At 67.6% G+C, this 19,375-nt stretch carries 18 protein-coding genes; 8 read left to right on the top strand and 10 right to left on the bottom strand.

Going from position 1 to position 19,375, the window contains the following annotated elements; genetic code table 11:
* The first annotated feature begins 208 nt into the window (after positions 1-208).
* Entirely contained in the window at positions 209-1,168 is a 960-nt protein-coding gene (locus ACYVN4_RS32625) for a poly(ethylene terephthalate) hydrolase family protein (protein ID WP_460725820.1), read from the top strand.
* On the opposite strand, the gene ACYVN4_RS32620 is transcribed toward ACYVN4_RS32625, so the two are convergent.
* Positions 1,155-2,507 (bottom strand): DoxX family protein, encoded by a 1,353-nt coding sequence (locus ACYVN4_RS32620; RefSeq protein WP_460725819.1) that lies wholly within the window; start codon positions 2,505-2,507, stop codon positions 1,155-1,157. The genes ACYVN4_RS32625 and ACYVN4_RS32620 overlap by 14 nt on opposite strands.
* Before the next feature lie 262 nt (positions 2,508-2,769).
* Between ACYVN4_RS32620 and ACYVN4_RS32615 the strand changes: the two genes are divergently transcribed.
* The 5 genes from ACYVN4_RS32615 to ACYVN4_RS32595 all read left to right on the top strand — a co-directional run bounded on the left by ACYVN4_RS32615 (position 2,770) and on the right by ACYVN4_RS32595 (position 9,506).
* Positions 2,770-3,906, top strand: a complete 1,137-nt coding sequence (locus ACYVN4_RS32615) for a phosphotransferase family protein (RefSeq protein WP_460725818.1) — start codon at positions 2,770-2,772, stop codon at positions 3,904-3,906.
* Between the two features lie 3 nt (positions 3,907-3,909).
* Complete coding sequence (locus tag ACYVN4_RS32610; RefSeq protein WP_460725817.1) at positions 3,910-5,022, top strand: hypothetical protein; 1,113 nt, start codon at positions 3,910-3,912, stop codon at positions 5,020-5,022.
* A gap of 233 nt (positions 5,023-5,255) precedes the next feature.
* Entirely contained in the window at positions 5,256-7,448 is a 2,193-nt protein-coding gene (locus ACYVN4_RS32605; protein WP_460725816.1) for an MMPL family transporter, read from the top strand.
* A gap of 115 nt (positions 7,449-7,563) precedes the next feature.
* Positions 7,564-8,820 (top strand): sensor histidine kinase, encoded by a 1,257-nt coding sequence (locus ACYVN4_RS32600; RefSeq protein ID WP_460725815.1) that lies wholly within the window; start codon positions 7,564-7,566, stop codon positions 8,818-8,820.
* A complete protein-coding gene (locus ACYVN4_RS32595; RefSeq protein WP_460725814.1) occupies positions 8,817-9,506 on the top strand; it encodes a response regulator transcription factor in 690 nt (229 codons plus the stop codon). The genes ACYVN4_RS32600 and ACYVN4_RS32595 overlap by 4 nt, the downstream gene beginning before the upstream one ends.
* Before the next feature lie 10 nt (positions 9,507-9,516).
* Here ACYVN4_RS32595 and ACYVN4_RS32590 read toward each other — a convergent pair whose 3' ends face one another.
* A complete protein-coding gene (locus ACYVN4_RS32590; protein WP_460725813.1) occupies positions 9,517-10,356 on the bottom strand; it encodes an alpha/beta fold hydrolase in 840 nt (279 codons plus the stop codon).
* 62 nt (positions 10,357-10,418) lie between these two features.
* On the opposite strand from ACYVN4_RS32590, the gene ACYVN4_RS32585 reads away from it, so the two are divergent.
* On the top strand, positions 10,419-10,952 hold the full coding sequence (locus ACYVN4_RS32585) for a helix-turn-helix domain-containing protein (RefSeq protein ID WP_460725812.1): 534 nt from the start codon (positions 10,419-10,421) through the stop codon (positions 10,950-10,952).
* Here ACYVN4_RS32585 and ACYVN4_RS32580 read toward each other — a convergent pair.
* The 8 genes from ACYVN4_RS32580 to ACYVN4_RS32545 all read right to left on the bottom strand — a co-directional run bounded on the left by ACYVN4_RS32580 (position 10,931) and on the right by ACYVN4_RS32545 (position 18,845).
* The gene (locus tag ACYVN4_RS32580; protein ID WP_460725811.1) at positions 10,931-11,293 is read right to left on the bottom strand and encodes a hypothetical protein; all 363 of its coding nucleotides are present in this window, start codon (positions 11,291-11,293) and stop codon (positions 10,931-10,933) included. The two genes, ACYVN4_RS32585 and ACYVN4_RS32580, sit on opposite strands and share 22 nt — an antisense overlap.
* Before the next feature lie 760 nt (positions 11,294-12,053).
* The gene (locus ACYVN4_RS32575) at positions 12,054-13,538 is read right to left on the bottom strand and encodes an HNH endonuclease signature motif containing protein (protein ID WP_460725810.1); all 1,485 of its coding nucleotides are present in this window, start codon (positions 13,536-13,538) and stop codon (positions 12,054-12,056) included.
* A gap of 75 nt (positions 13,539-13,613) precedes the next feature.
* Complete coding sequence (locus tag ACYVN4_RS32570) at positions 13,614-13,979, bottom strand: cobalamin biosynthesis protein (RefSeq protein WP_460725809.1); 366 nt, start codon at positions 13,977-13,979, stop codon at positions 13,614-13,616.
* A complete protein-coding gene (locus ACYVN4_RS32565) occupies positions 13,966-15,387 on the bottom strand; it encodes a cobyrinate a,c-diamide synthase (RefSeq protein ID WP_460725808.1) in 1,422 nt (473 codons plus the stop codon). The genes ACYVN4_RS32570 and ACYVN4_RS32565 overlap by 14 nt, the downstream gene beginning before the upstream one ends.
* On the bottom strand, positions 15,381-16,001 hold the full coding sequence (cobO, locus tag ACYVN4_RS32560; protein ID WP_460725807.1) for a cob(I)yrinic acid a,c-diamide adenosyltransferase: 621 nt from the start codon (positions 15,999-16,001) through the stop codon (positions 15,381-15,383). Before cobO ends, ACYVN4_RS32565 begins: the two co-directional genes overlap by 7 nt.
* Positions 16,002-16,088: 87 nt before the next feature.
* Complete coding sequence (locus ACYVN4_RS32555; protein ID WP_460725806.1) at positions 16,089-16,394, bottom strand: hypothetical protein; 306 nt, start codon at positions 16,392-16,394, stop codon at positions 16,089-16,091.
* Between the two features lie 139 nt (positions 16,395-16,533).
* Positions 16,534-16,674: a hypothetical protein gene (locus ACYVN4_RS32550; RefSeq protein WP_460725805.1), complete on the bottom strand. Its 141-nt coding sequence runs from the start codon at positions 16,672-16,674 to the stop codon at positions 16,534-16,536.
* Between the two features lie 2 nt (positions 16,675-16,676).
* Entirely contained in the window at positions 16,677-18,845 is a 2,169-nt protein-coding gene (locus ACYVN4_RS32545) for a VWA domain-containing protein (protein ID WP_460725804.1), read from the bottom strand.
* A gap of 79 nt (positions 18,846-18,924) precedes the next feature.
* On the opposite strand from ACYVN4_RS32545, the gene ACYVN4_RS32540 reads away from it, so the two are divergent.
* Positions 18,925-19,326, top strand: coding sequence for a YybH family protein (locus ACYVN4_RS32540; protein ID WP_460725803.1), 402 nt, complete (start codon positions 18,925-18,927; stop codon positions 19,324-19,326).
* Positions 19,327-19,375 lie beyond the last annotated feature (49 nt).

The raw sequence follows: 19,375 nt of genomic DNA, 5'->3' as shown, positions 1-19,375 counted from the left end.
CCGGAACCGGCTGGTCATCGGGGGTGGCTGAGGCGTTCTGCACAAGGATTCAGCCTACGGCGTGCCCGGCGGCGGTCGATAATCGCCCGGCTGCTGTCCAGCAAACCGACGTGCGATCGAGAGGAAGTTCACTGTCGGGCCCGGACCCGAGAGGAGATCGAGCCGTCTTGCCACGCGAACCGACCGGCCATTCTTATGCTGAATAGCTATGACCCGCTGCGCCGCGCTGATTCGCAGTTTCCTGCTCGCCGCGCTGTTCGTCTTCGGGGTGCCCGCGGTGACGGGGCACGCGGATTCGACAGTGGAAGCACACTATTCGCAGGCCGGGCCGTGGGCGGTGACCGCGCAGCACGCCTTCACCTGCTGCGACTCCACCGGCGCGGCCTACGACATCTGGTATCCGACCGACCTGGGGGCCAACGGATTCCGCCATCCCATCCTCACCTGGGGCGACGGCACCAATGCGCATCCGAGCCAATACGACTATCTGCTGCGGCATTTCGCGTCCTGGGGATTCGTGGTGATCGCCACCGAGAACGCGGCCACCGGGTCCGGGGTCGATATCGCCGGGGCGGTGGACAAGCTGCTGGCGCTGGCCGCGGATCCGGCCAGCGTGTTCCACGACCGGCTGGACGCGAATGCGATTGGCGCGGTGGGTCACTCGCAGGGCGCCACCGGCGCGCTGAACGCCATGGCGAACTCCGGCGGCCGCATCCGCACCGCGATACCGATCGAACTCCCCGCCCAGGTGTGGTGTCTCGGCGGATCGTGCGCGGACACCGGCCGCATCGCCGGTGATTCGGTGTTCTTCGTGAACGGCTCGGCAGACACCATCATCTCGCCGTCCGAGCAGGCCCTGCCGCGGCAAGTCGTCGGACTCCAATCCCTGCACGCCTACTACGACGCGGTGCCCGCCGGAACACCGAAGGCCTGGGGCACGCTGGTCGGGCCGAATCACAATGATGTGCAGGGCCAACCGGATTGCGCGAGCGCGTCCTGGCCCTGCACGACGGGAGTGTTCGGCTATCTCGGCTATCCGACCGCCTGGCTCGCGGCCCGGCTGCTCGGAGACACCGATGCCGCGCGGGCGTTCACCGCCGGATCCGGTGAGTTCCTGGCTCCGAATCCCGGCTGGGCCAATCAAATCAGCGACATCACTCCCCCATGACCTTGCCGAAGTTCGCGTCCTCCTGAATGAGGTGCAGGCCGCGGCCCTGCCGCAGCGCCAGGCTGCCGAGGTCGACCTGATCGAGCGCGATGGTGACCGGGTGCCCCGCCAGCTGACCATTGAGCACCAACCGGTTCGGCATCGGCTGCTCGTAGGTGAGATCGCCCAGATCAGTGGCCGTCTTCGCGTCGCGCAGCACCAGCCGGCGTGCGCCGGTGTCGATCTGCGCCGGGTACATCATGAACTCATCGTCCATGCGCTGCACGTAGGCCAGCTTGGGCTGATCGAAAACCAGTCGCCGCCAACGGCTCTCATCGGTCAGCAGCGGTGGCACCGGCTCGCCGTCGCGGGTGAAATCGGTGACCGCCCAGATGCCGTACAGCTCCGATCTCGCGCTCGCGCCGTGGGTTTCGCGCCAGTTGTCCGTCCCGATCCAGGCGTAGCCTGCCGCGAACCACACGGCCAGCAGCACCTGGGCGACCGCCGCCACCCGCAGCGACCGGCGCGTGCGGAACGGTTGCGGGGTCGCGGCCGGACCGGCCGCCCGGCCCGTCAGCAGGGCGGTCAGCCGCGGTGCCTCGGGCACCAGCAGCACCAGGCACAGCAGCATCAGATGGAACGACAGCAGCTTCACCGGCACATCGAAGGTCATATTCAGCACCCACACCTGCGCCATGCTGACCAGGCTCAACAGCACACCGGCCAGCTGAGTGCGCGGCAGCAGCAACAGCAGGCCACCGAGAATCTCGGCGGTGCCGAGCAGGCTCTCGTACACCGGTGACACGCCGACCTGAGTCCACAGCACGCCCATGGGCGCGAAGTCGCCGTACGGGGTCAGCAGCGTGGTGAGCGCGGGCTCGGGCATCTGCGTCGGAATCGCCTTGGCGAAGCCGTATCCCAGCATCTGACCGGCCAGGCACACCCGGATGAAGAGCAGAAACCACCCGGACAGGCGGTGGTACTCGGTCCGGCCGCGGTCCAGCAACGTCCAGAGCACGGTCCCGACCGCGGCGATCACGAGCAGGCAGAACAGCAGGACCCAGAAGACCTGCTGATCACCGCTGCCCGTGCTGTGCAACTCCACCTCGGCCCCGAAGACGGTGTGGCCCACCCACTTGACCACGGGCAGGGACGGATTCATCCAGAGGCGAGGCCAGTCGGCCGGGAGCCAGTGCTGCAGCGGTCCCGCGAAATCGATCAGCATTTGCGGGTAGCAGACGCAAAAGAGCCCGAAATACAGGAATCCGAATCGGAAGAGAATGCGTCCGATCGGACTCCAGGACCGCGCGGGCTCGGTGTCGCTGCCCTCGGTTTCGATAGCGATAGCGATTGACTGCACCCCTCGACGCTAGGGAGCCCGACCGGGTCCGCACTTCCAGGATTCACCCTGAGCCGACCCGGAATATGCCTGATAGGAACTACTTCTCGAGGCGTACGTGCCAGCACGACCAACCCTGAGTGACCAACCAGCATCCCGGTGACCGGTACTGGTGAAACAGGTCTCTCCGATCCCCTTACGTCGACATTTAGAACGGGTTACATTTCCCTCGACGTGCCGACCGGGCTTACCACATCGGCATCACCCGTGCAGGGAGGACACCATGACTTCGGCCAACGCCGATCCCAACCAGCGGATGGAACTCACCGTCTCCGACCAGAACCTCGACGAACTCGCGGAAGAACTCGCGCAGTGGCTCGGGACCAAGGTCGAAGCCGACGAGCCGCCGCGGGTCACCTCGATCACCCGCCCCCAGACGGGTGGCATGTCGAGCACCACGCTGCTCTTCGATGCGGAGTGGACGGAGCAGGGTGAAGCGGCTGGCGGGTCCTTCGTCGCGCGGCTCGCGCCCGACAAGGACTCCTTCCCGGTGTTCGAGAACTACGACCTGGCAACGCAATTCGCCGTGATCGCCGGTGTCGCCGAGGCCACCGATCTGCCGGTGCCGCCGCTCGCCTGGCTGGAAACCAGCGCCGACAATGTGCTGGGCGCACCGTTCTTCGTCATGCGCCGGGTGACCGGCCGTGTCCCCGAGGACAATCCGCCCTACGTGTTCCTCGGCTGGCTGTACGACGCGACCCCGGAACAGCGGCATCAGGTGACCCGCCACACCGTCGAGATCATCGCCAAGGTGCACTCGATTCCGGATCCGGCGCAACGGTTCCCGATGTTCGACGGCGAAGGCTCGGCGCTGCGGCGGCACTTCGACGCCCAGAAGGCCTGGTACGACTGGGCGCTCGCGCGTGACGGCTACCGGATTCCGCTGCTGGAGCGCACCTTCCAGTGGCTCGAGGACAACTTCCCCACCGACACCGGACCCGACGTGCTCAGCTGGGGCGACGCCCGGCCCGGCAATGTCATGTTCGACGAGTTCGATCCGGTCGCGGTGCTGGACTGGGAGATGGCGGCCATCGGCCCGCGCGAACTCGACGTGGCCTGGACCATCCTGATCCACCGGTTCTTCCAGGACATCGCCACCCGCTTCGACCAGCCGGGTCTGGCCGACTACATGCGACGTGCCGATGTGGAGAAGCTCTACGAGGACGCCAGCGGCCACGCACCGCGCGATATGGACTGGTACCTCATGTATTCCGCGCTGCGGCACGGCATCGTGATGGCCCGGATTCGCCGCCGGATGATCCACTTCGGCGAGGCCGCGGACAACGACGACCGCGACGACTACGTGATGCACCGACTGTTGCTGGAAGCCATGCTCGACGGCACCTACTCGTGGGATTGAGAGATGACGCAGAATCAGATCAACTCGCTCGACGAATACCCGATCCATCAGACCCCGCTGTCCATGTCGCGGGTCGGGACCAGCGATCGGAACTTCTACGACCGCAACTACTTCAACGCGCTCGACAAGGGCAGTGACACCTTCCTGGTGACCGGGTTCGGCGTCTACCCGAACCTGGGCGTGACCGACGCCTTCGCCACCGTGCGCCGCGGCGACACCCAGCGCGCGGTGCGCTTCTCCGACGCGCTGGCCGAGCGCAGCCTGGAGCCGAAGGTCGGCGGGTACCGGATCGAGATCATCGAACCGCTGCAGAAGATCCGCGTGCTGTGCGAGCACGACGACCTGTCGTTCGACCTCACCTGGGAGGGTTCCTTCCCGGCGGTGGCCGAGCAGCCGCACACCATTCTCACCGGCGTGCACCGGCCGATCATCGACGCGCAGCGCTTCGCGCAGCTCGGAACCTGGTCGGGCACACTGAATGTCGACGGCAGCGATATCGCCGTGGACCCGTCCGCGTGGTGTGGCTCGCGCGACCGGTCCTGGGGCATCCGCCCGGTCGGCGAAGCTGATAATCCCGGCCGATTGGCTTCTGAGCCGTCGGAGGGCTTCTGGTGGCTGTACGTGCCACTGCTGTTCGACGAGTTCTCGATCATCATCATCGTGCAGGAGGAGCCCAACGGCTTCCGCACGTTGAACGATGCCACCCGCATCTGGAAGGACGGGCGCGTCGAGCAATTGGGTTGGCCGCGTGTGCATCTGACCTACAAGCCCGGCACCCGCATCCCGACCAAGGTGCGCCTCGACCTCACCACCGGTGAGGGCAAGCCGCTCGAGTTGGAGGTCGAGGCGGGCACCTTCATGGCGCTCAATGTCGGCTGCGGCTATGGCGGCGACCCGGACTGGCAGCACGGGCAGTGGAAGGGCCGCGAGTGGGTCGAGAGCAAGCTCTACGACCTGACCGATCCGGCGATTGCCGGGCGCGTCCCGTTCGGTGTCATCGATCACGTGGGCAAGGCCCGTTGCGGTGACGCCGAGGGCTGGGGCCTGTTCGAGCACGGCACCATGGGCCGCCACGATCCGACCGGCTTCGCCGACTGGGGTTCGGTCGCGCCGTAGGGGCCGAGTGGCACAACCCCTCCGAAACTCGCGGCCTCCGTCGGATTCCAACCACACGACGGAGGCCGCGGGCTCGGGCCGCGCAGCAGGCCGATCGCCGCTGACCTCGGACTCGGGCTCGGCCGTCGTGCCGATCCAGTACTGCACCCGTTCTCCTACTGCATCCGCAGTACCCCAGGCGGCCTCCTCTCGCCCGATGTGGACTACAACGTCGCTCGACGAGGCTGGCGAGCATGGCCAAAATCTTGTACCGGCTGGGCCGCTTCGCCTTCGAGAAGCGCCGTCTGGTCGTCCTGCTCTGGTTGGGCATCCTGGCGGCCGCCGCGGTCGGCGCGACCCAGGCCCCCACCCCGCCCCCCGACTCCTTCTCCATTCCCGGCACCGAATCCCAGCAGGCGTTCGACCTGCTCGCGCAGCGGTTCCCGGGCACCAAATCCGATGGGGCACAGGCCCGCATCGTGTTCGTGGCACCCGACGGACAGCAGATCACCTCGGACGCGAACAAGGCGAAGGTCGAGCAGATCATCGCGAGCGCGTCGGCCGGCGGCCAGACCAAGGGCGTGCTCGACCCCTTCCAGACCGGGGCCGTGAGCAAGAACGGCACCACCGCCTACGCGACCGTCAGCTACGGCGCGACCAGCGCGGACCTCACCGATGCCACCAAGAACGCGCTGACCTCCGCGGTCGACGAGGGTCGAGCCGACGGCCTGACCGTCGAGATCGGCGGCACCGCGCTGCAGGCCAAGCCCGACATGGGCGGGGCCACCGAGGTCATCGGCCTGGTGATCGCCGCGATCGTGCTGATGATCACCTTCGGCTCGGTGGCGGCGGCCGGACTGCCGCTGATGACCGCGCTGATCGGACTCGGGGCCGGGATCGCGGCCATCGTGACGATCGGCATGTCCACGACCACGACCACGCTCGCCATGATGCTCGGGCTCGCGGTCGGCATCGACTACGCACTGTTCATCGTGTCGCGCTACCGCACCGAACGCCGCGAGGGGTACAGCCCGGAGGAAGCGGCGGGACGCGCGGTCGGCACCGCAGGATCGGCCGTGGTCTTCGCGGGACTCACCGTGGTTATCGCGCTGGCCGGACTCTCCGTCGTCGGCATTCCCATGCTCACCAAGATGGGCTTGGCCGCGGCGGGCACCGTCGCCATCGCGGTCACCGTCGCCTTGACGCTGCTGCCCGCACTGCTCGGGTTCTTCCAGAAGGCCGTCATGCCCCGGGCGTTCCGCAAGAGCCTGCGCGCCAACGAGATTCCCGAGCACCCCGACGCGAAGCCGAACATGGGCACCCGGTGGGCCCGGTTCGTGGTGCGGCGACCGGTCGCGGTGCTGGTGCTGGGCCTGCTCGGCCTCGGTGTGCTGGCCCTGCCGGTAAGCAGTCTCGAACTCGGCATTCCCGGCGACGAATCGCAGCCGACCTCGACCACCCAGCGTCGCGCCTACGACGATCTCGCGGCCGGGTTCGGCGCGGGCTTCAACGGGCCGCTCTCGATCGTGGTGGACGCCAAGGGCGCACCGGATCCGAAGGCCGCCGTCGACAAGGCGTCGGCGACCTTGGCCGCCACGCCGGGCGTCGTCTCCGTCACGCCCGCCATGTTCAACCAGGCCGGTGACACGGCCATGCTGACCGCGATTCCGGCGACCGGTCCGGCCGCGACCGAGACCAAGAATCTGGTGGGCACGCTGCGCGGCGAGGCCGACGGGCTGCGTGCGGCGACCGGCGCGACCATGCTGGTCACCGGCACTACAGCGATGAATATCGATCTGTCGCAGAAGATGCAGGACGCGCTGCTGCCGTATCTGGCGGTGGTAGTTGGCCTCGCGGTCATCCTGCTGATGCTCGTGTTCCGGTCCATCGCGGTGCCGATCAAGGCGGCGCTCGGGTTCCTGCTGTCGGTCGGCGCGGCCTTCGGTGTGATCGTGGCCGTCTTTCAATGGGGTTGGCTGGCAAGCCTGCTCGGCGTGCACCAGACCGGACCGATCATGAGCATGATGCCGATCTTCCTGATCGGCGTGGTGTTCGGCCTGGCCATGGACTACGAGGTCTTCCTGGTGACCCGCATGCGGGAGGCCTACGCGCACGGGCAGAGTCCCGAGGAAGCCATCGTCACCGGCTTCCGGCACAGCGCCCGGGTGGTGGTCGCGGCCGCGGCGATCATGATCGCGGTGTTCTCCGGATTCATCGGTGGCGGCGAAGCCATGATCAAGATGATGGGTCTCGGCCTCGCGGCGGCGGTGTTCTTCGACGCGTTCATCGTCCGCATGACCATCGTCCCGGCGGTGCTGGCACTGCTCGGCGACAAGGCGTGGTGGCTGCCGCGCTGGCTGGACAAGATCCTGCCGAACGTGGACGTCGAGGGTGAGAGCCTGGCCCGCCGCGAACCGGAGAAGGAGCCCGAACCAGCGCTGGTATGAGGCTGATCGCCTGGTAGGCCGTCCCGAGTGGGCGGCCTACCGCTGTTCTTCGGGCAGCCCCGCCGTGATCTCGAACAGCACAGTTTAGGGTCGGAACAACAGGTAAGGAGCCGAGATGACCGCCGGATGGTCGCAGTGGCCGGGCCGCCACAGCCGATTCGTCGACGTGGTGACGGCCGTCCTGCTGTGCGCACTGGCCACCTACTCCAGCGCCATCGCCAACCATCCCGGCGAGGGCAACGCCATTGTGTACCGGACGCCGTCGCTGGCGGTGTTCCTGGTGTCTGCCCTCGCCTCGCTGACGCTGTTGCGGCGACGGCAGTATCCGCTGGCCGTGCTGGCGGTGACCACCGGATGCGGGATCGCCATCGGCGCTTTGGGTTTCGAACTCTCGGTGATCAACGCGGGCGCCGCGTTCGTGGCCATGTACACGGTGGGAAGCTGGCTCGAGCCACACACCGTCAAGATCACGGCACCGCTCGCGGCGCTCGCCCTGTTGATCGCGTCTTTCCTGCACCAACCGACGCCGATCCTGACCGGGGCCCGCATCAGCGTGGTCGCGGGTTTCCTGGTCGCCGGTGCACTCTCCGAGGCAACCCGCAATCGGCGCAACTATCTGGCCGCCCTGCATGCCCGCGCCGAACTGGCCGAACGCACCCGCGAGGACGAAGCGCAGCGGCGGGTCGGCGAGGAGCGGGTGCGCATCGCGCGGGAACTGCACGACATCGTCGCCCACCACATGGCCCTCGCCCACGCCCAAGCCTCCACCGCCGCATACCTTTTGCAGAGCAAGCCCGAGCAGGCACAGGAGATGCTCGACCAGCTCGCGAACACCACCTCGACGGCGCTACGGGAACTCAAGGCGACCGTCGGACTGCTGCGGGAGGACGACGGTGACGCGCCACTGGAGCCCACCCCCGGACTGGACCAATTGCAAGACCTACTCACGTCTTTCGAGCGCGCGGGGCTCGACATCACGCTGACGGTCACCGGTGGGCCGCGACCCCTGCCGTCCGGGACCGATCTGACGGCCTACCGAATCATCCAGGAGGCCCTGACCAATGTCGCCAAGCATGCCGATACCGCGACCGCGACGGTCCGGCTCGCCTACTCCCGGCAACTGCTCACCATCAGCGTGATCGATGACGGCAGCGCCAAACCCGCTCGCGACGACGAGAATTCGGCGGCCGCCGGGTACGGGCTGATCGGCATGAACGAGCGAGCCGCGTCCGTCGGCGGCCACCTGCATGCCGGGCGACGGCCCGACGGCGGATTCGAAGTCACCACTGAACTTCCCCTGGAGCCGCAATCGCGGGAAGCGCAATCGCGGGAGCCGGAAGCACTGGAGCCACAATCACGGGAGCAACCTTGACGATTCGCGTACTGCTGGCCGACGATCAAGCGCTGCTGGCGGGCACCTTCCGGCTGCTGATCGACTCGGCCGACGATATGGAGGTCGTCGGGATCGCCGGAAACGGCCGGGAGGCAGTCGAATTGACGCGGGCCACCAAGCCGGACGTGGTGGTCATGGACATTCGCATGCCCGGCATGGACGGACTCAGCGCCACCCAGGAGATCTGCGGTGACGAAACCCTGCGCGATACCCGGGTGCTCATCCTCACCACGTTCGAGCTGGACGAGTATGTGGCGCAGGCGCTTCGGGCCGGGGCCAGCGGGTTTCTCGGCAAGGGCGTCGGTCCGGAGGAACTGCTGCGTTCTATCCGGGCCATCTCGGCCGGTGACGCCCTGCTCTCCCCCGCCGCCACCCGAACCCTGATCGCCCGCTACCTGGCCCGGCCCGAAAGCCGGGTCGGGGCGGCCGATTCTCTCGACGTGCTCACCGCGCGGGAACGTGAAGTGGTCGCCATGGTCGCCGAGGGGCTGTCCAATGAGGAGATCGCCGACAAGATGTACGTCAGCCCGTTGACGATTCGGACCCACGTGCAGCGGGCCATGTCCAAAGTGGGAGTACAGAATCGGGCGCAGTTGGTGGTGACCGCGTTCCAGTCGGGGCTGGTGCGGGTCGAGCCACCGCGACGTGAACAGTCGGGCCAGTAGTAGCGGTTACCTACTGGCCGAGCAGTCGGCGCACCACCTCGGCGATCGGTCCGGGCTGTTCGGCGGGGACGATGTGCTCGGAGTCCACCGCCTCGAACTGCGCGCCTACTTCCTCCGCGTACCGCTTCTGATATTCGTGCAGGGTGTCGAAGTTGCGGGCCTGGAGTCGATTGGCTCGCGACGACACGATGACGGCGACTGCACATTGGGGCGGCAATTGCGGTGGCCTGCTGCGGAATTCGCCGATGGAGTCGGCGACCGCTCGGATATCGTTGCGCGTCTGCGCGAGACCCGCGGGGGTGAAGTCCTCGTCCAGCATCGTGGCGTAGGCGTCGGCGGGGAAGATGCGGCTGTACGGGTGAGTCAGCAGGCGTGCCAGCGGACGGACCCGGAACAGCACCTGCTGGACGGCGATGATGCGATCCGTCTTGGCGACCCGTGGCGACCAGTCGTCGTAGACCGGGGCGGTCTCGGGCGTCCCGTCGATCAGCACGAGGCCGATCGGCTGCGGCGACATCTTCTCGATGGCGCGCCGGGCGACCAGCCCACCCATGCTGTGCGCCACCAGGATCAGCCGCTTCGGTGCGAGTGCCGCCACCAGATCGACCAGGACGGTGGCCATTTCGTCGATGCTCTGCGGGTGGTCGGCCGGTCCGCTGCGCCCACGTCCGGCGCGATCGTAGGTAACGGTGCGAGCGACGTCCGTCAGCAGCGGGACCACCGAATCCCACATCGTCCGTCCCGCACCGGCGCCGGATTCGAACACCACGCAGGTGTCACCGCTGCCGGACTCTTCCAGATAGATCTCGTTGCCGCCCAATGACACTCGGCGGCCTGGCACGTTTCGCATGATCATCCCTCCACCAACGATACCAACTTTGGAAACGGTACCAGAAGTGGGATAGTAAGACCATGGATCCCACCGAGCTGCTGCTTCACCCCGTTCGACTGCGCATCGTTCGCGCGCTCTCCGGCCGGACAATGAGCGCGACCGAATTGTGCGAACGCCTGCCGGACGTGCCCCGAACCAGCATCTATCGGCATCTTGGCTTCCTGGTCGACGGCGGGATGCTCGAGGTCGCCGAGGAGCGGCGGGTGCGGGGGGCGGTCGAACGGTCCTACCGGCTTGCCGCCGACCGGCCCACGGTCACGCCCGAAGACGGGGCCGCCATGACGCTCGACGAGCATCGGCGTGGATTCGCCACATCCATGGCCGTATTGATCTCGGAATTCAATACGTACGTCGATGAGGCGGGGACCGATCTCTACGGCGATGCCGTCATCTACCGGCAGGGGACGCTCTGGCTCAGTCCGGAGGAACTCGACGCCATGCTGACCGGATTCCGGGAGATCGTGGCTTCAGTCGCCAGCAACCAACCTGAGGAAGGGCGTCGACCCTACCTGCTCAGTCCGGTGCTGTTCCCTCAGGCGTTGGGCCACCAGTAGTTGGCGATCAGGTAGAGGCTGAGGATCACGCCTGGGATGAAAACCACGAAGGCGATGGCGATTCCCCAAGCCGGGGCCCGGCGACTGTGTAGGGCTACTCGGCCCAAGAACCAGGCGATTGCTCCCGCAATTGCCCATGTGTAGACGGGAAGCAGGCCGAGGCTCAGCACGATCCAGGGGGCGCAGGGGTGGCGCCAGCCGCAGAAGGCGGGGACGCCTTCCATGTCGCTGATGATGAGGTAGGACAGGAAAGCTGTCAGGCAGAAGCCGATTACGCCCCAGAAGCGCCACCAGGTTAGGTAGGTGCGCCAGCGGTCGGGGGCGAGGGTGGGGTCTGCCACAAGAAGTAAAGATATAAGAACCGAAAGGCAAAAGACGCCAGGAGGAGGAGATAGGACGTGGCTGGGTTGAGCCCGCCCACTACCGGTCCCAGCCGCCTCACCGCTCGGCCGTTCGTCGGCCCGGTGACCGAAGCCGCCATGTCTCACATCCACCCTGCAGACCCCAAAAGCCTCGAGACAAAAGCCGAAAGACAAAGACGCCGGGAGAAGGAGATAGGACGTGGCTGGGTTGAGCCCGCCCACTACCGGTCCCAGCCGCCTCACCGCTCGGCCGTTCGTCGGCCCGGTGCTGGTGTCGAAGAACAAGAACGAAGAGCAAGAGCAATTAGTGCGGAACCGATACAGGATGCGCGGGTAGGCGGCGTAGCCGCGTTTCCGGATCCGCTCACGGGGCGCGGCGCGTGCGGGAACGGTGGGTGGGCGGGCGGGGCGGGCGATCAGCGCGGTGGTCTGGCCGCGTTCTGAATCTGCTGGCCGGTGGAGGCTTTCGAACGCCGGGCCGAGGGGCAATGCGCTATGGAGTTGTCAAAGAACGTTCGAGAAGGCTTGCGACGCACGGTGGATGGATCCGGCTTGTCGTGAGTCTCTGGGCTTTTGGTTCTTTGGGTTTTGTCTCGAGAAGGTGATGCGTGCAGTCCGTGGGCCGGGATCGGCGGCTGACGGTAGGCGGCTTGGCGTCAGCCCAAGTCCGGCAGGGCAGGCGACGCCACCACACCTCCATTGCCCTGCGAACGCCAGCTGTACATCCGCGGCCCGGGGTTCATGCGACCCGTGAACCCCACTGTTGGCAACTGGAATCCACCGCCGCCGCAACCAACTCAGCCATGTGATGACGCTGGTTCACCGTCGGCGTGCCGGACGGATCAACATGCCCCGGCGCGATCCAGCCACAGCGGCCCGGGAACTCCGAATCCTTGCCCATGACCACGGTCTTCCAACCATCCGCCGAATCGTTGACCAGTGCGTGGCAGTGATCGCACGCCAGAGCGAGATTCGCCAGGTCGGTCGGGCCGCCGTCGGCCCAGTCGGTGATGTGGTGTGCCGCGCACATCGAGGCGGGTGCATCGCAGCCGGGGCGGGTGCAGCCCTTGTCGCGAGCGATGAGGGCGAGGCGCTGGCCGGGGCTGGCGAGGCGCTGGCTCTTGCCCAGGAACAGTGGGATGCCGTGCGGGTCAAGCACTGCCAGCACCGGGCGGGTACCCGCCGCCATCTTCAACGCCTCGTTGATCGAGACGTGGCCGCCGGTGGCGGTGGACGCCAAGCCTGCACCGCGCTCGAGGTCGGCCAGGCTCATGGTCAGGATGACTTGGGTCTTGAGGCCGCGGTGCTGACCGAACCCGGTTGCCGCAGTGGCGGACTCGGCACTGGTGGACTCGGCCGGAGCCGTGGGCTGCAGCAGGGCGTACAACGCGTCGTGGGTGCGCTGACCGGCATCACGACGGTCGCGGCGAGCGGCGTCGTCGAGGACCTTCGAGTCGATCGACTTGACCGACAAGGCAAGCGGTTCGGCGTCATCGATGTTGCACATGCCCGGACGCGCGTACTTGGCCAGAAACGCATCCAGATAGGCGCGCAACTCCGGGGTCAACCAACCCTCGACCTTTGACATGCCATCTACACCCGGGCGGCCGATCGTGATGCCGCGACGGCGGCGACGGTCGGCGTCGGAGATGACGGTGCCCTCGGGATCGAGGCGGGCGAGGATTTCGCGGCCGATCTTCGGCAGGTCGTCGGGGTGGCCGGTCAGGCAGTGTTCGAGCAAGTGCTGCTCGGTTTCGGCGTAAGCCTCGGGGGCGATGTCGGCGGGCAGGTGCGTCATCACGTCTACGATGTGGCGGGCGTGATCGCGCGAGATGTCGCCTGCCTCATACGCTTCCGCGGTCGCGGACAGGGTGTCGGCGCGCGGGTGGCCCGAGGCGTCGAGGAGGCCTGCGCAGGCGCGGGCGATCTTTACGCGGCCGGCGGCGTCGTAGCGGGACAAGCCCAAGGTTTGGCGCAGGAACGAGACCAGGTCACCGGCACCGGAGGACTGCGGCAGGCCGCGGTCGGAGATCTCGAGGATGAGACGGGAATCCATCGCGGAGAGTTGGCGTTTGCAGGTTTCGAGCAGACTTACGAACTTGGTGAATTCGGAATCGGCCAGGGTGGAGAGGCCGTTGTCACGCAGGGTCGCTGAGACGGATTGGACGGCGGTCACCAGTTGGATGATGCCGCAGGTTTCGAATGTTTCCCCCTTCGAATGCATGTGCTAATACTACCGCCATATCCGAACGCTGGGAACCCGAAATGTCCAGTATTACAAGGCTTTTCACATTTGCCTTCAACCAATTCTGGCTGCCGCAATAACAATTCCGGACGTTACCGTTTTTGTTTTCACCAATTCCCCTCCGCCACTGCCCAATACAGCGGCAGCTTCGGCAACGCTCCCAGTTCCCAGCCTCGCCGAGACCTGCCGCGAGGGATTCGGAACCGCCACTTGTTCGAGCTCCTCGGGCGAGAAGCCGACGGCCTCTGCTCCGAGTTGCTCGGCGGCGGCGATGAAGCCCGGTTCCGTTGCCCGGCGGTCGAGAGTGGCCAGGCGGCGGACTGTCCCGATTGGCACCTCCGACCGCACTGCACCGACCAGGACGTCCGCCGATGTTCCAGGACGGAAACCTACCCCGACCGCCAGATCAGGCGCTGACATGGGGATGGGCGAAATCGGCTGCGGCGGAGACGAAGCGGCCGATGGCGGCGGGGTTTCCGGCGGGATGGGTGTGCAGGTAGGAGGCATGCACGCGGCTCGAGATTGCACCCTCGCGAACGACCTCACCCGTCGGCGAGCGCCAGGCCCAGGCAGGCGCGGCGGTGCTGGGTGCACTGAGACGGGTGCGGTGGAATTCGTGGCCACGTACGCGCTCGCCCGCGCTCCAAAGTGGAGAGTCGGTGAGGGCCACGGCATCTCGGTAACCAAGGGTGAGGCGGGGACCGAATTCGGCGTCGGCGTCGATTACTCCGGCCATGCGATGGCCGTCCAAGGAGCGCGTCAGGTAGAGCAGGCCAGCGCATTCGGCATGGATCGGGAGGCCGCGGTGAGCCAGCTCGGCAATGGTGGTGAGCAGGGGCGTATTGGCGGCGAGGTCGGCGGCGTGTTCCTCGGGGAAGCCACCGGGAACAACCAATCCCGCTGTACCCACGGGCAATTCGTCACGCAGTGGATCGAAGACCTCGACCCGGGCACCCGCCGCCGCCAACAGTTCGCGATGTTCGGCGTACCCGAAGGTGAATGCCGGGCCGCCCGCGATCGCTACCAACGGCCCAGTTTGCTCACCGGCAACCGCGACCACTACCTCACCCGACAGCCCGGCGGTGAGCTCACCACGCGGATCCCAGCTGGGGCCGGACACGGTGGTGGCCGCCATGGCCGCGACGGCCTCGAGATCGATGTGTGCCGCAACGAGATCCGTCATCGCGTCCACCGCGGACCGAGCCGCCGAGCCGTGCTCGACAGCGGGAATCAACCCGAGATGCCGTGACGGGACGGCCAATTCGGCGAGGCGGGGCAGCGCACCCAAAACCGGAATACCGACGCGGGCACACGCGGCGCGCAACACCTGTTCGTGCCGTTCGCTGCCAACCCGGTTGAGAATGACTCCGCCGAGCCGAATTCCACTGTCATAGGTGGCGAAACCGTGCAGCAGCGCGGCCAGGCTCTGACTGTGCCCACGCGCGTCGACCACCAGGATCACCGGTGCGCCGAGCATGGCGGCGATCTGAGCGGTGGAACCCTCGGCAATGGGATCCGGATTGTTTTCGTCGATGCGCCCGTCGAACAGGCCCATCACGCCTTCGACCACCGCGAGATCGCACCCCGCACTGCCGTGCAGGTACAGCGGCACCACCCGCTCCACCCCGGCCAGCACCGGGTCCAGGTTGCGCCCGGGTCGCCCGGCGGCCAGGCCGTGATAGCCGGGATCGATGTAGTCCGGGCCGACCTTGAACGGTGCCACCCGATGCCCCGCGCGGCGCAGCGCGCCGATCAATCCCGTGGCCACCGTGGTCTTTCCGCTCCCGGACGCGGGTGCGGCGATGACCACCGCCGGTGTGCTCACCATTCGATGCCGCGCTGGCCCTTGCGGCCCGCGTCCATCGGATGCTTCACCTTCGTCATCTCGGTGACCAGGTCGGCGGCCTCGATCAGGGCCTGCGGCGCATCCCGGCCGGTGATCACCACGTGCTGGTTGCCGGGCCGATCGCGCAGCGTCTCGACGACCTCGTCCACGTCGACCCAGCCCCACTTGAGCGGGTAGGTGAACTCATCGAGCACATAGAAGCGATGCTCCTCGGCCCCGAGCCGCCGCTGAATTTCCTTCCACCCGGCCAGCGCCGCCGCCGCGTGATCCTCGTCGGAACCCTGCTTGCGGGTCCACGACCAGCCCTCCCCCATCTTGTGCCATTCCACGGCACCGCCGACCCCGGTCTCCTCGTGCAGCGTGCCGAGGGTCCGGAATGCGGCCTCCTCCCCCACCTTCCACTTGGCGCTCTTCACGAACTGGAACACCGCGACATCGAAGCCCTGATTCCAGGCCCGCAACGCCATCCCGAAGGCCGCCGTGGACTTCCCCTTCCCCGGCCCGGTGTGCACCGCGAGCACGGGCAGATTCCGACGCTGCCGCGTCGTCAGCCCATCATCCGGAACGCTCTCCGGCAGCGGCACACCCTTCGGCATCGACTCCAGCTCCTTCCACGACCGACAATCCCGGCTTCACGGTGCCATACGCGCACGACGCGATGGCTCCCGGCCCCGGGCTGCGGGTCAATGGAAGTCGAGGGTGAAGATGCTCTTGATCACGCCGAGGAAGCCGCGAACGACGACGTCGGGGACGGGTGTCTGGCCGAGTAGAGTCGCCCCGGTCTGGACGACCGCCTCACCGTAATCGCGCTTACCCGAAGTACGACCGCCCGCAGGCCCGGCCGCGACGGCATCGGATCCGGCCCGCATGATCTCGCGATCGGCCTTGGCGCGCACAGCCATTTCGGCCTCGATCGGCTTGGATGCCTCCCGCCCGACATCGTGGATGCCGCCGTGCGACTCGGCCCAGCCGTGTGTGTAGAACCCCATGATCCACCCGCCCGTACTCCGGATGATCTCGGCGAACGAATCGCCGGTTACTGCCGCCAATTGTAAGTAGCCGCCGCATGTTTCAGCAGCACCGGAAGGCGCTCGCGGCGCCCCCAATTGTCAGGGCCGCCCCAATTGGTCAGGTCAATGCGTGTGCGATGGTCTTGACGACTCCGACGAGGCCGCGGACCAGGAGTTCGACAACGGTTTCGGCGGCGGCCTCGGCGGCGATGTCGCCGGAGGAGCGGCGCTTGTCCTTGCGGCGGCGGAACAGGCGCATGGTCAGGCCGCTCGGGTGGCGCGGACGATACCGGCCACGGAGTCGCCGGTGAGGTCGCTCAATTGCAGGTAGCCGCCGCGTAGTTCGGCGGCGATGTCGCGGGCCAGGCCCAGCCGGATCATGCCGCGTTCGCAGTCGACCACCATGGCGGTGACTGCATCCCGAGCGAGCATGCGGGCCGCCGCACGCGCACGTAGGACCGGGTCGGTACCGCCGGTGGCGCGGCCGTCGGTGAGCAGGACCAGCAACGGGCGGCGGTGCGGGTCGCGGACGCGTTCGCGGCGCAGCAGGTCGCGGGCCTTCAGGAGTCCTTGCGCCAGTGGGGTTTTGCCGCCGGTGCGGAGGTCGGCCAGGCGGCGGACGGCGATATCGACCGAGGAGGTCGGGGGCAGCACCAGTTCGGCGTCCTGACCGCGCATGGTGATGACGGCGACCTTGTCGCGGCGCTGGTAGGCGTCGCGCAGCAGGGCGACCACCGCATTCGTGACAGCCGAGAGCCGGTCACGGGCGGCCATCGAACCGGAGGTGTCGACCACGAAGACGACCAGGTTGCCTTCGCGGCCTTCGCGATACGCGCCTCGCAGGTCGGCGGGAGCGAACGACAGCGGGCCCGCGAGACGGCCGCGCTCGAACTGGTAGGGCACGGCGGCGAAGATCGTGCCCAGCAGGTGCAGGCCGGTGGAGGTGTCCTCGATGGCCTTCACCACGCGGCCCTGCCTGGTGCGGGCCCGCGAGCGGCGGCCGGGTGCGCCTTCGCCGACGCCGGGAACCTCCCAGCGCGGGGGCTTCGGCAGGGTGGCGGTGGGTGCGGCGGTGCGGCCCTCGCGGCCGGGACGGTCACCCGCCCCCTCCGCCCGATCCTGATCCCCGTTCCCCGCGCGCGAACTCCGGGACGAATCCCGTTCTCCCCCGGTCGAGTTCGATCCGTTGTCGGAGACGTCGGGGCTGTCGTTCGAGATACCGGAGCCGTCGTCCTGGGCATCCGAGCCGCTGTCCGCATCGGCGGAACCGGCATCCGGACCGAGGTCGGCACCGTTGCCCGACGCGCCCGAGTTCCCTGCGCCGGATTCATCCGGATCGAGCGAATCGTCCTGGGCTAGCGGCTGATCCTGCGGTCCCTGGCCGTCGGCCGGGACCGCTTCACCTTTTCCCAGGTCATCAGCTCCGCCCTGCTCGCGGGCCGCTTCCTCGGCGGCCTGCCGCATGGCGTCGTCCAATTGCTCCTCGCTGATCCCGGGCTCGTCGAAGGGGTCGCGTCGACGCCGGTGCGGCAGTGCGAGTTCCGCGGCGACTCGGACGTCCTCCTCGGTCACCGCGGTGACTCCGCGCCAGGCCGCGTGGGCGGTCGCGCAGCGCGCCACTACCAGGTCCGCGCGCATGCCGTCGACATCGAAGGTCGCGCACAGCGCGGCGATGCGGCGCAGCTCGACATTGTCCAGGTCGACCTCGGCCAGGCGGTCGCGCGCGGTCAGAATGCGTTCGGCCACTTCACGATCGGCGGCGGCGTACGCGGCGGCGAAGGCGGCCGGATCCGCCTCGTAGTCCAGGCGGCGGCGCACGACGGCCATGCGCACGTCCACCTGACGGGAGGCGACCACGTCCACGGTGAGACCGAAGCGGTCCAGCAGCTGCGGCCGCAGCTCACCCTCCTCGGGATTCATGGTGCCCACCAACACGAATCGCGCGGGATGCGTGTGCGAGACGCCGTCGCGCTCGATGTGCACCCGTCCCATGGCGGCCGCGTCCAGCAGCACATCCACCAGATGGTCGTGCAGCAGGTTCACCTCGTCGACATAGAGCACGCCGTGATGCGCGGCGGCCAGCAGGCCGGGCTTGAACGCCTGCTCCCCGTCCCGCAGCACCCGCTCCAGATCCAGCGATCCCACGACCCGGTCCTCGGTCGCGCCCACCGGCAACTCCACCAGCCGCGCGGGCCGCGCCCCGGACTCGTCCACCACCGGCGGCAGCAGCTGCGCCAGCGCGCGCACCACGGTGGATTTCGCCGTCCCCTTCTCCCCGCGTACCAGCACTCCACCGATCCCCGGGTGCACCGCACACAGGATCAGGGCCAACTGCAGCCGCTCCTGACCGACTACAGCGGAGAAGGGAAACCCGGCCTCGTCGACGGCCGGACGAACACTCTCGGGATAAGTCACAGGGGAAACGGACACGCCCCAACTCTAGGCGCGCGCCCGCACACCCCACCGAGTGCCCCTCGGGCGATCGCATACTCGAAGCAGGAGGTTATCGATGAACGCATTGCGCGCGACCACACCGGAATCGGTTCTCTCACTGCTGGCGACAGCCCTGGCCGAGGGCCGCCCCGACGACGCGGCATCCCTCTACGAGCCGGATGCCGTGTTCTTCTACTCCCCCAATGCCGCCCCGGCGCGGGGGATCGACGAAATCCGTTCCGCCCTGGCCGATCTCGCGACCATCAATCCGATCATGAAGAACGACATCCGCCGCGTGGCCATCGCCGACGATATCGCCACCGTCGTGAACGCCTGGCAGATCGAAGGCACCCGCCCCAACGGCGATCGCGTCACCATGTCGGCCACCAGCACCGACGTCCTGCGCCGCCACCCCGACAGCACCTGGCGCATTCTCATCGACGATCCGTGGGGCGTTCCACCCACCACCCCTGGATAGTGAAATGGCCGCGCCCGCTGTGGGTTTCACAGCGGGCGCGGCCGGTTCG

The sequence above is a fragment of the Nocardia heshunensis genome (assembly GCF_054782115.1).
Note: the sequence above shows the minus strand (reverse complement) of the source record. Positions and strands in the feature narration are given on the sequence as shown.

Excerpts from the sequence above, each read along its gene's own strand:
- ACYVN4_RS32625 (WP_460725820.1), top strand. The coding sequence starts at position 209 with ATGACCCGCTGCGCCGCGCTGATTCGCAGTTTCCTGCTCGCCGCGCTG.
- ACYVN4_RS32615 (WP_460725818.1), top strand. The coding sequence starts at position 2,770 with ATGACTTCGGCCAACGCCGATCCCAACCAGCGGATGGAACTCACCGTC.
- ACYVN4_RS32610 (WP_460725817.1), top strand. The coding sequence starts at position 3,910 with ATGACGCAGAATCAGATCAACTCGCTCGACGAATACCCGATCCATCAG.
- ACYVN4_RS32605 (WP_460725816.1), top strand. The coding sequence starts at position 5,256 with ATGGCCAAAATCTTGTACCGGCTGGGCCGCTTCGCCTTCGAGAAGCGC.
- ACYVN4_RS32600 (WP_460725815.1), top strand. The coding sequence starts at position 7,564 with ATGACCGCCGGATGGTCGCAGTGGCCGGGCCGCCACAGCCGATTCGTC.
- ACYVN4_RS32590 (WP_460725813.1), bottom strand. The coding sequence starts at position 10,356 with ATGCGAAACGTGCCAGGCCGCCGAGTGTCATTGGGCGGCAACGAGATC.
- ACYVN4_RS32585 (WP_460725812.1), top strand. The coding sequence starts at position 10,419 with ATGGATCCCACCGAGCTGCTGCTTCACCCCGTTCGACTGCGCATCGTT.
- ACYVN4_RS32575 (WP_460725810.1), bottom strand. The coding sequence starts at position 13,538 with ATGCATTCGAAGGGGGAAACATTCGAAACCTGCGGCATCATCCAACTG.
- ACYVN4_RS32570 (WP_460725809.1), bottom strand. The coding sequence starts at position 13,979 with ATGTCAGCGCCTGATCTGGCGGTCGGGGTAGGTTTCCGTCCTGGAACA.
- ACYVN4_RS32565 (WP_460725808.1), bottom strand. The coding sequence starts at position 15,387 with ATGGTGAGCACACCGGCGGTGGTCATCGCCGCACCCGCGTCCGGGAGC.
- cobO (WP_460725807.1), bottom strand. The coding sequence starts at position 16,001 with ATGCCGAAGGGTGTGCCGCTGCCGGAGAGCGTTCCGGATGATGGGCTG.
- ACYVN4_RS32555 (WP_460725806.1), bottom strand. The coding sequence starts at position 16,394 with ATGGGGTTCTACACACACGGCTGGGCCGAGTCGCACGGCGGCATCCAC.
- ACYVN4_RS32550 (WP_460725805.1), bottom strand. The coding sequence starts at position 16,674 with ATGCGCCTGTTCCGCCGCCGCAAGGACAAGCGCCGCTCCTCCGGCGAC.
- ACYVN4_RS32540 (WP_460725803.1), top strand. The coding sequence starts at position 18,925 with ATGAACGCATTGCGCGCGACCACACCGGAATCGGTTCTCTCACTGCTG.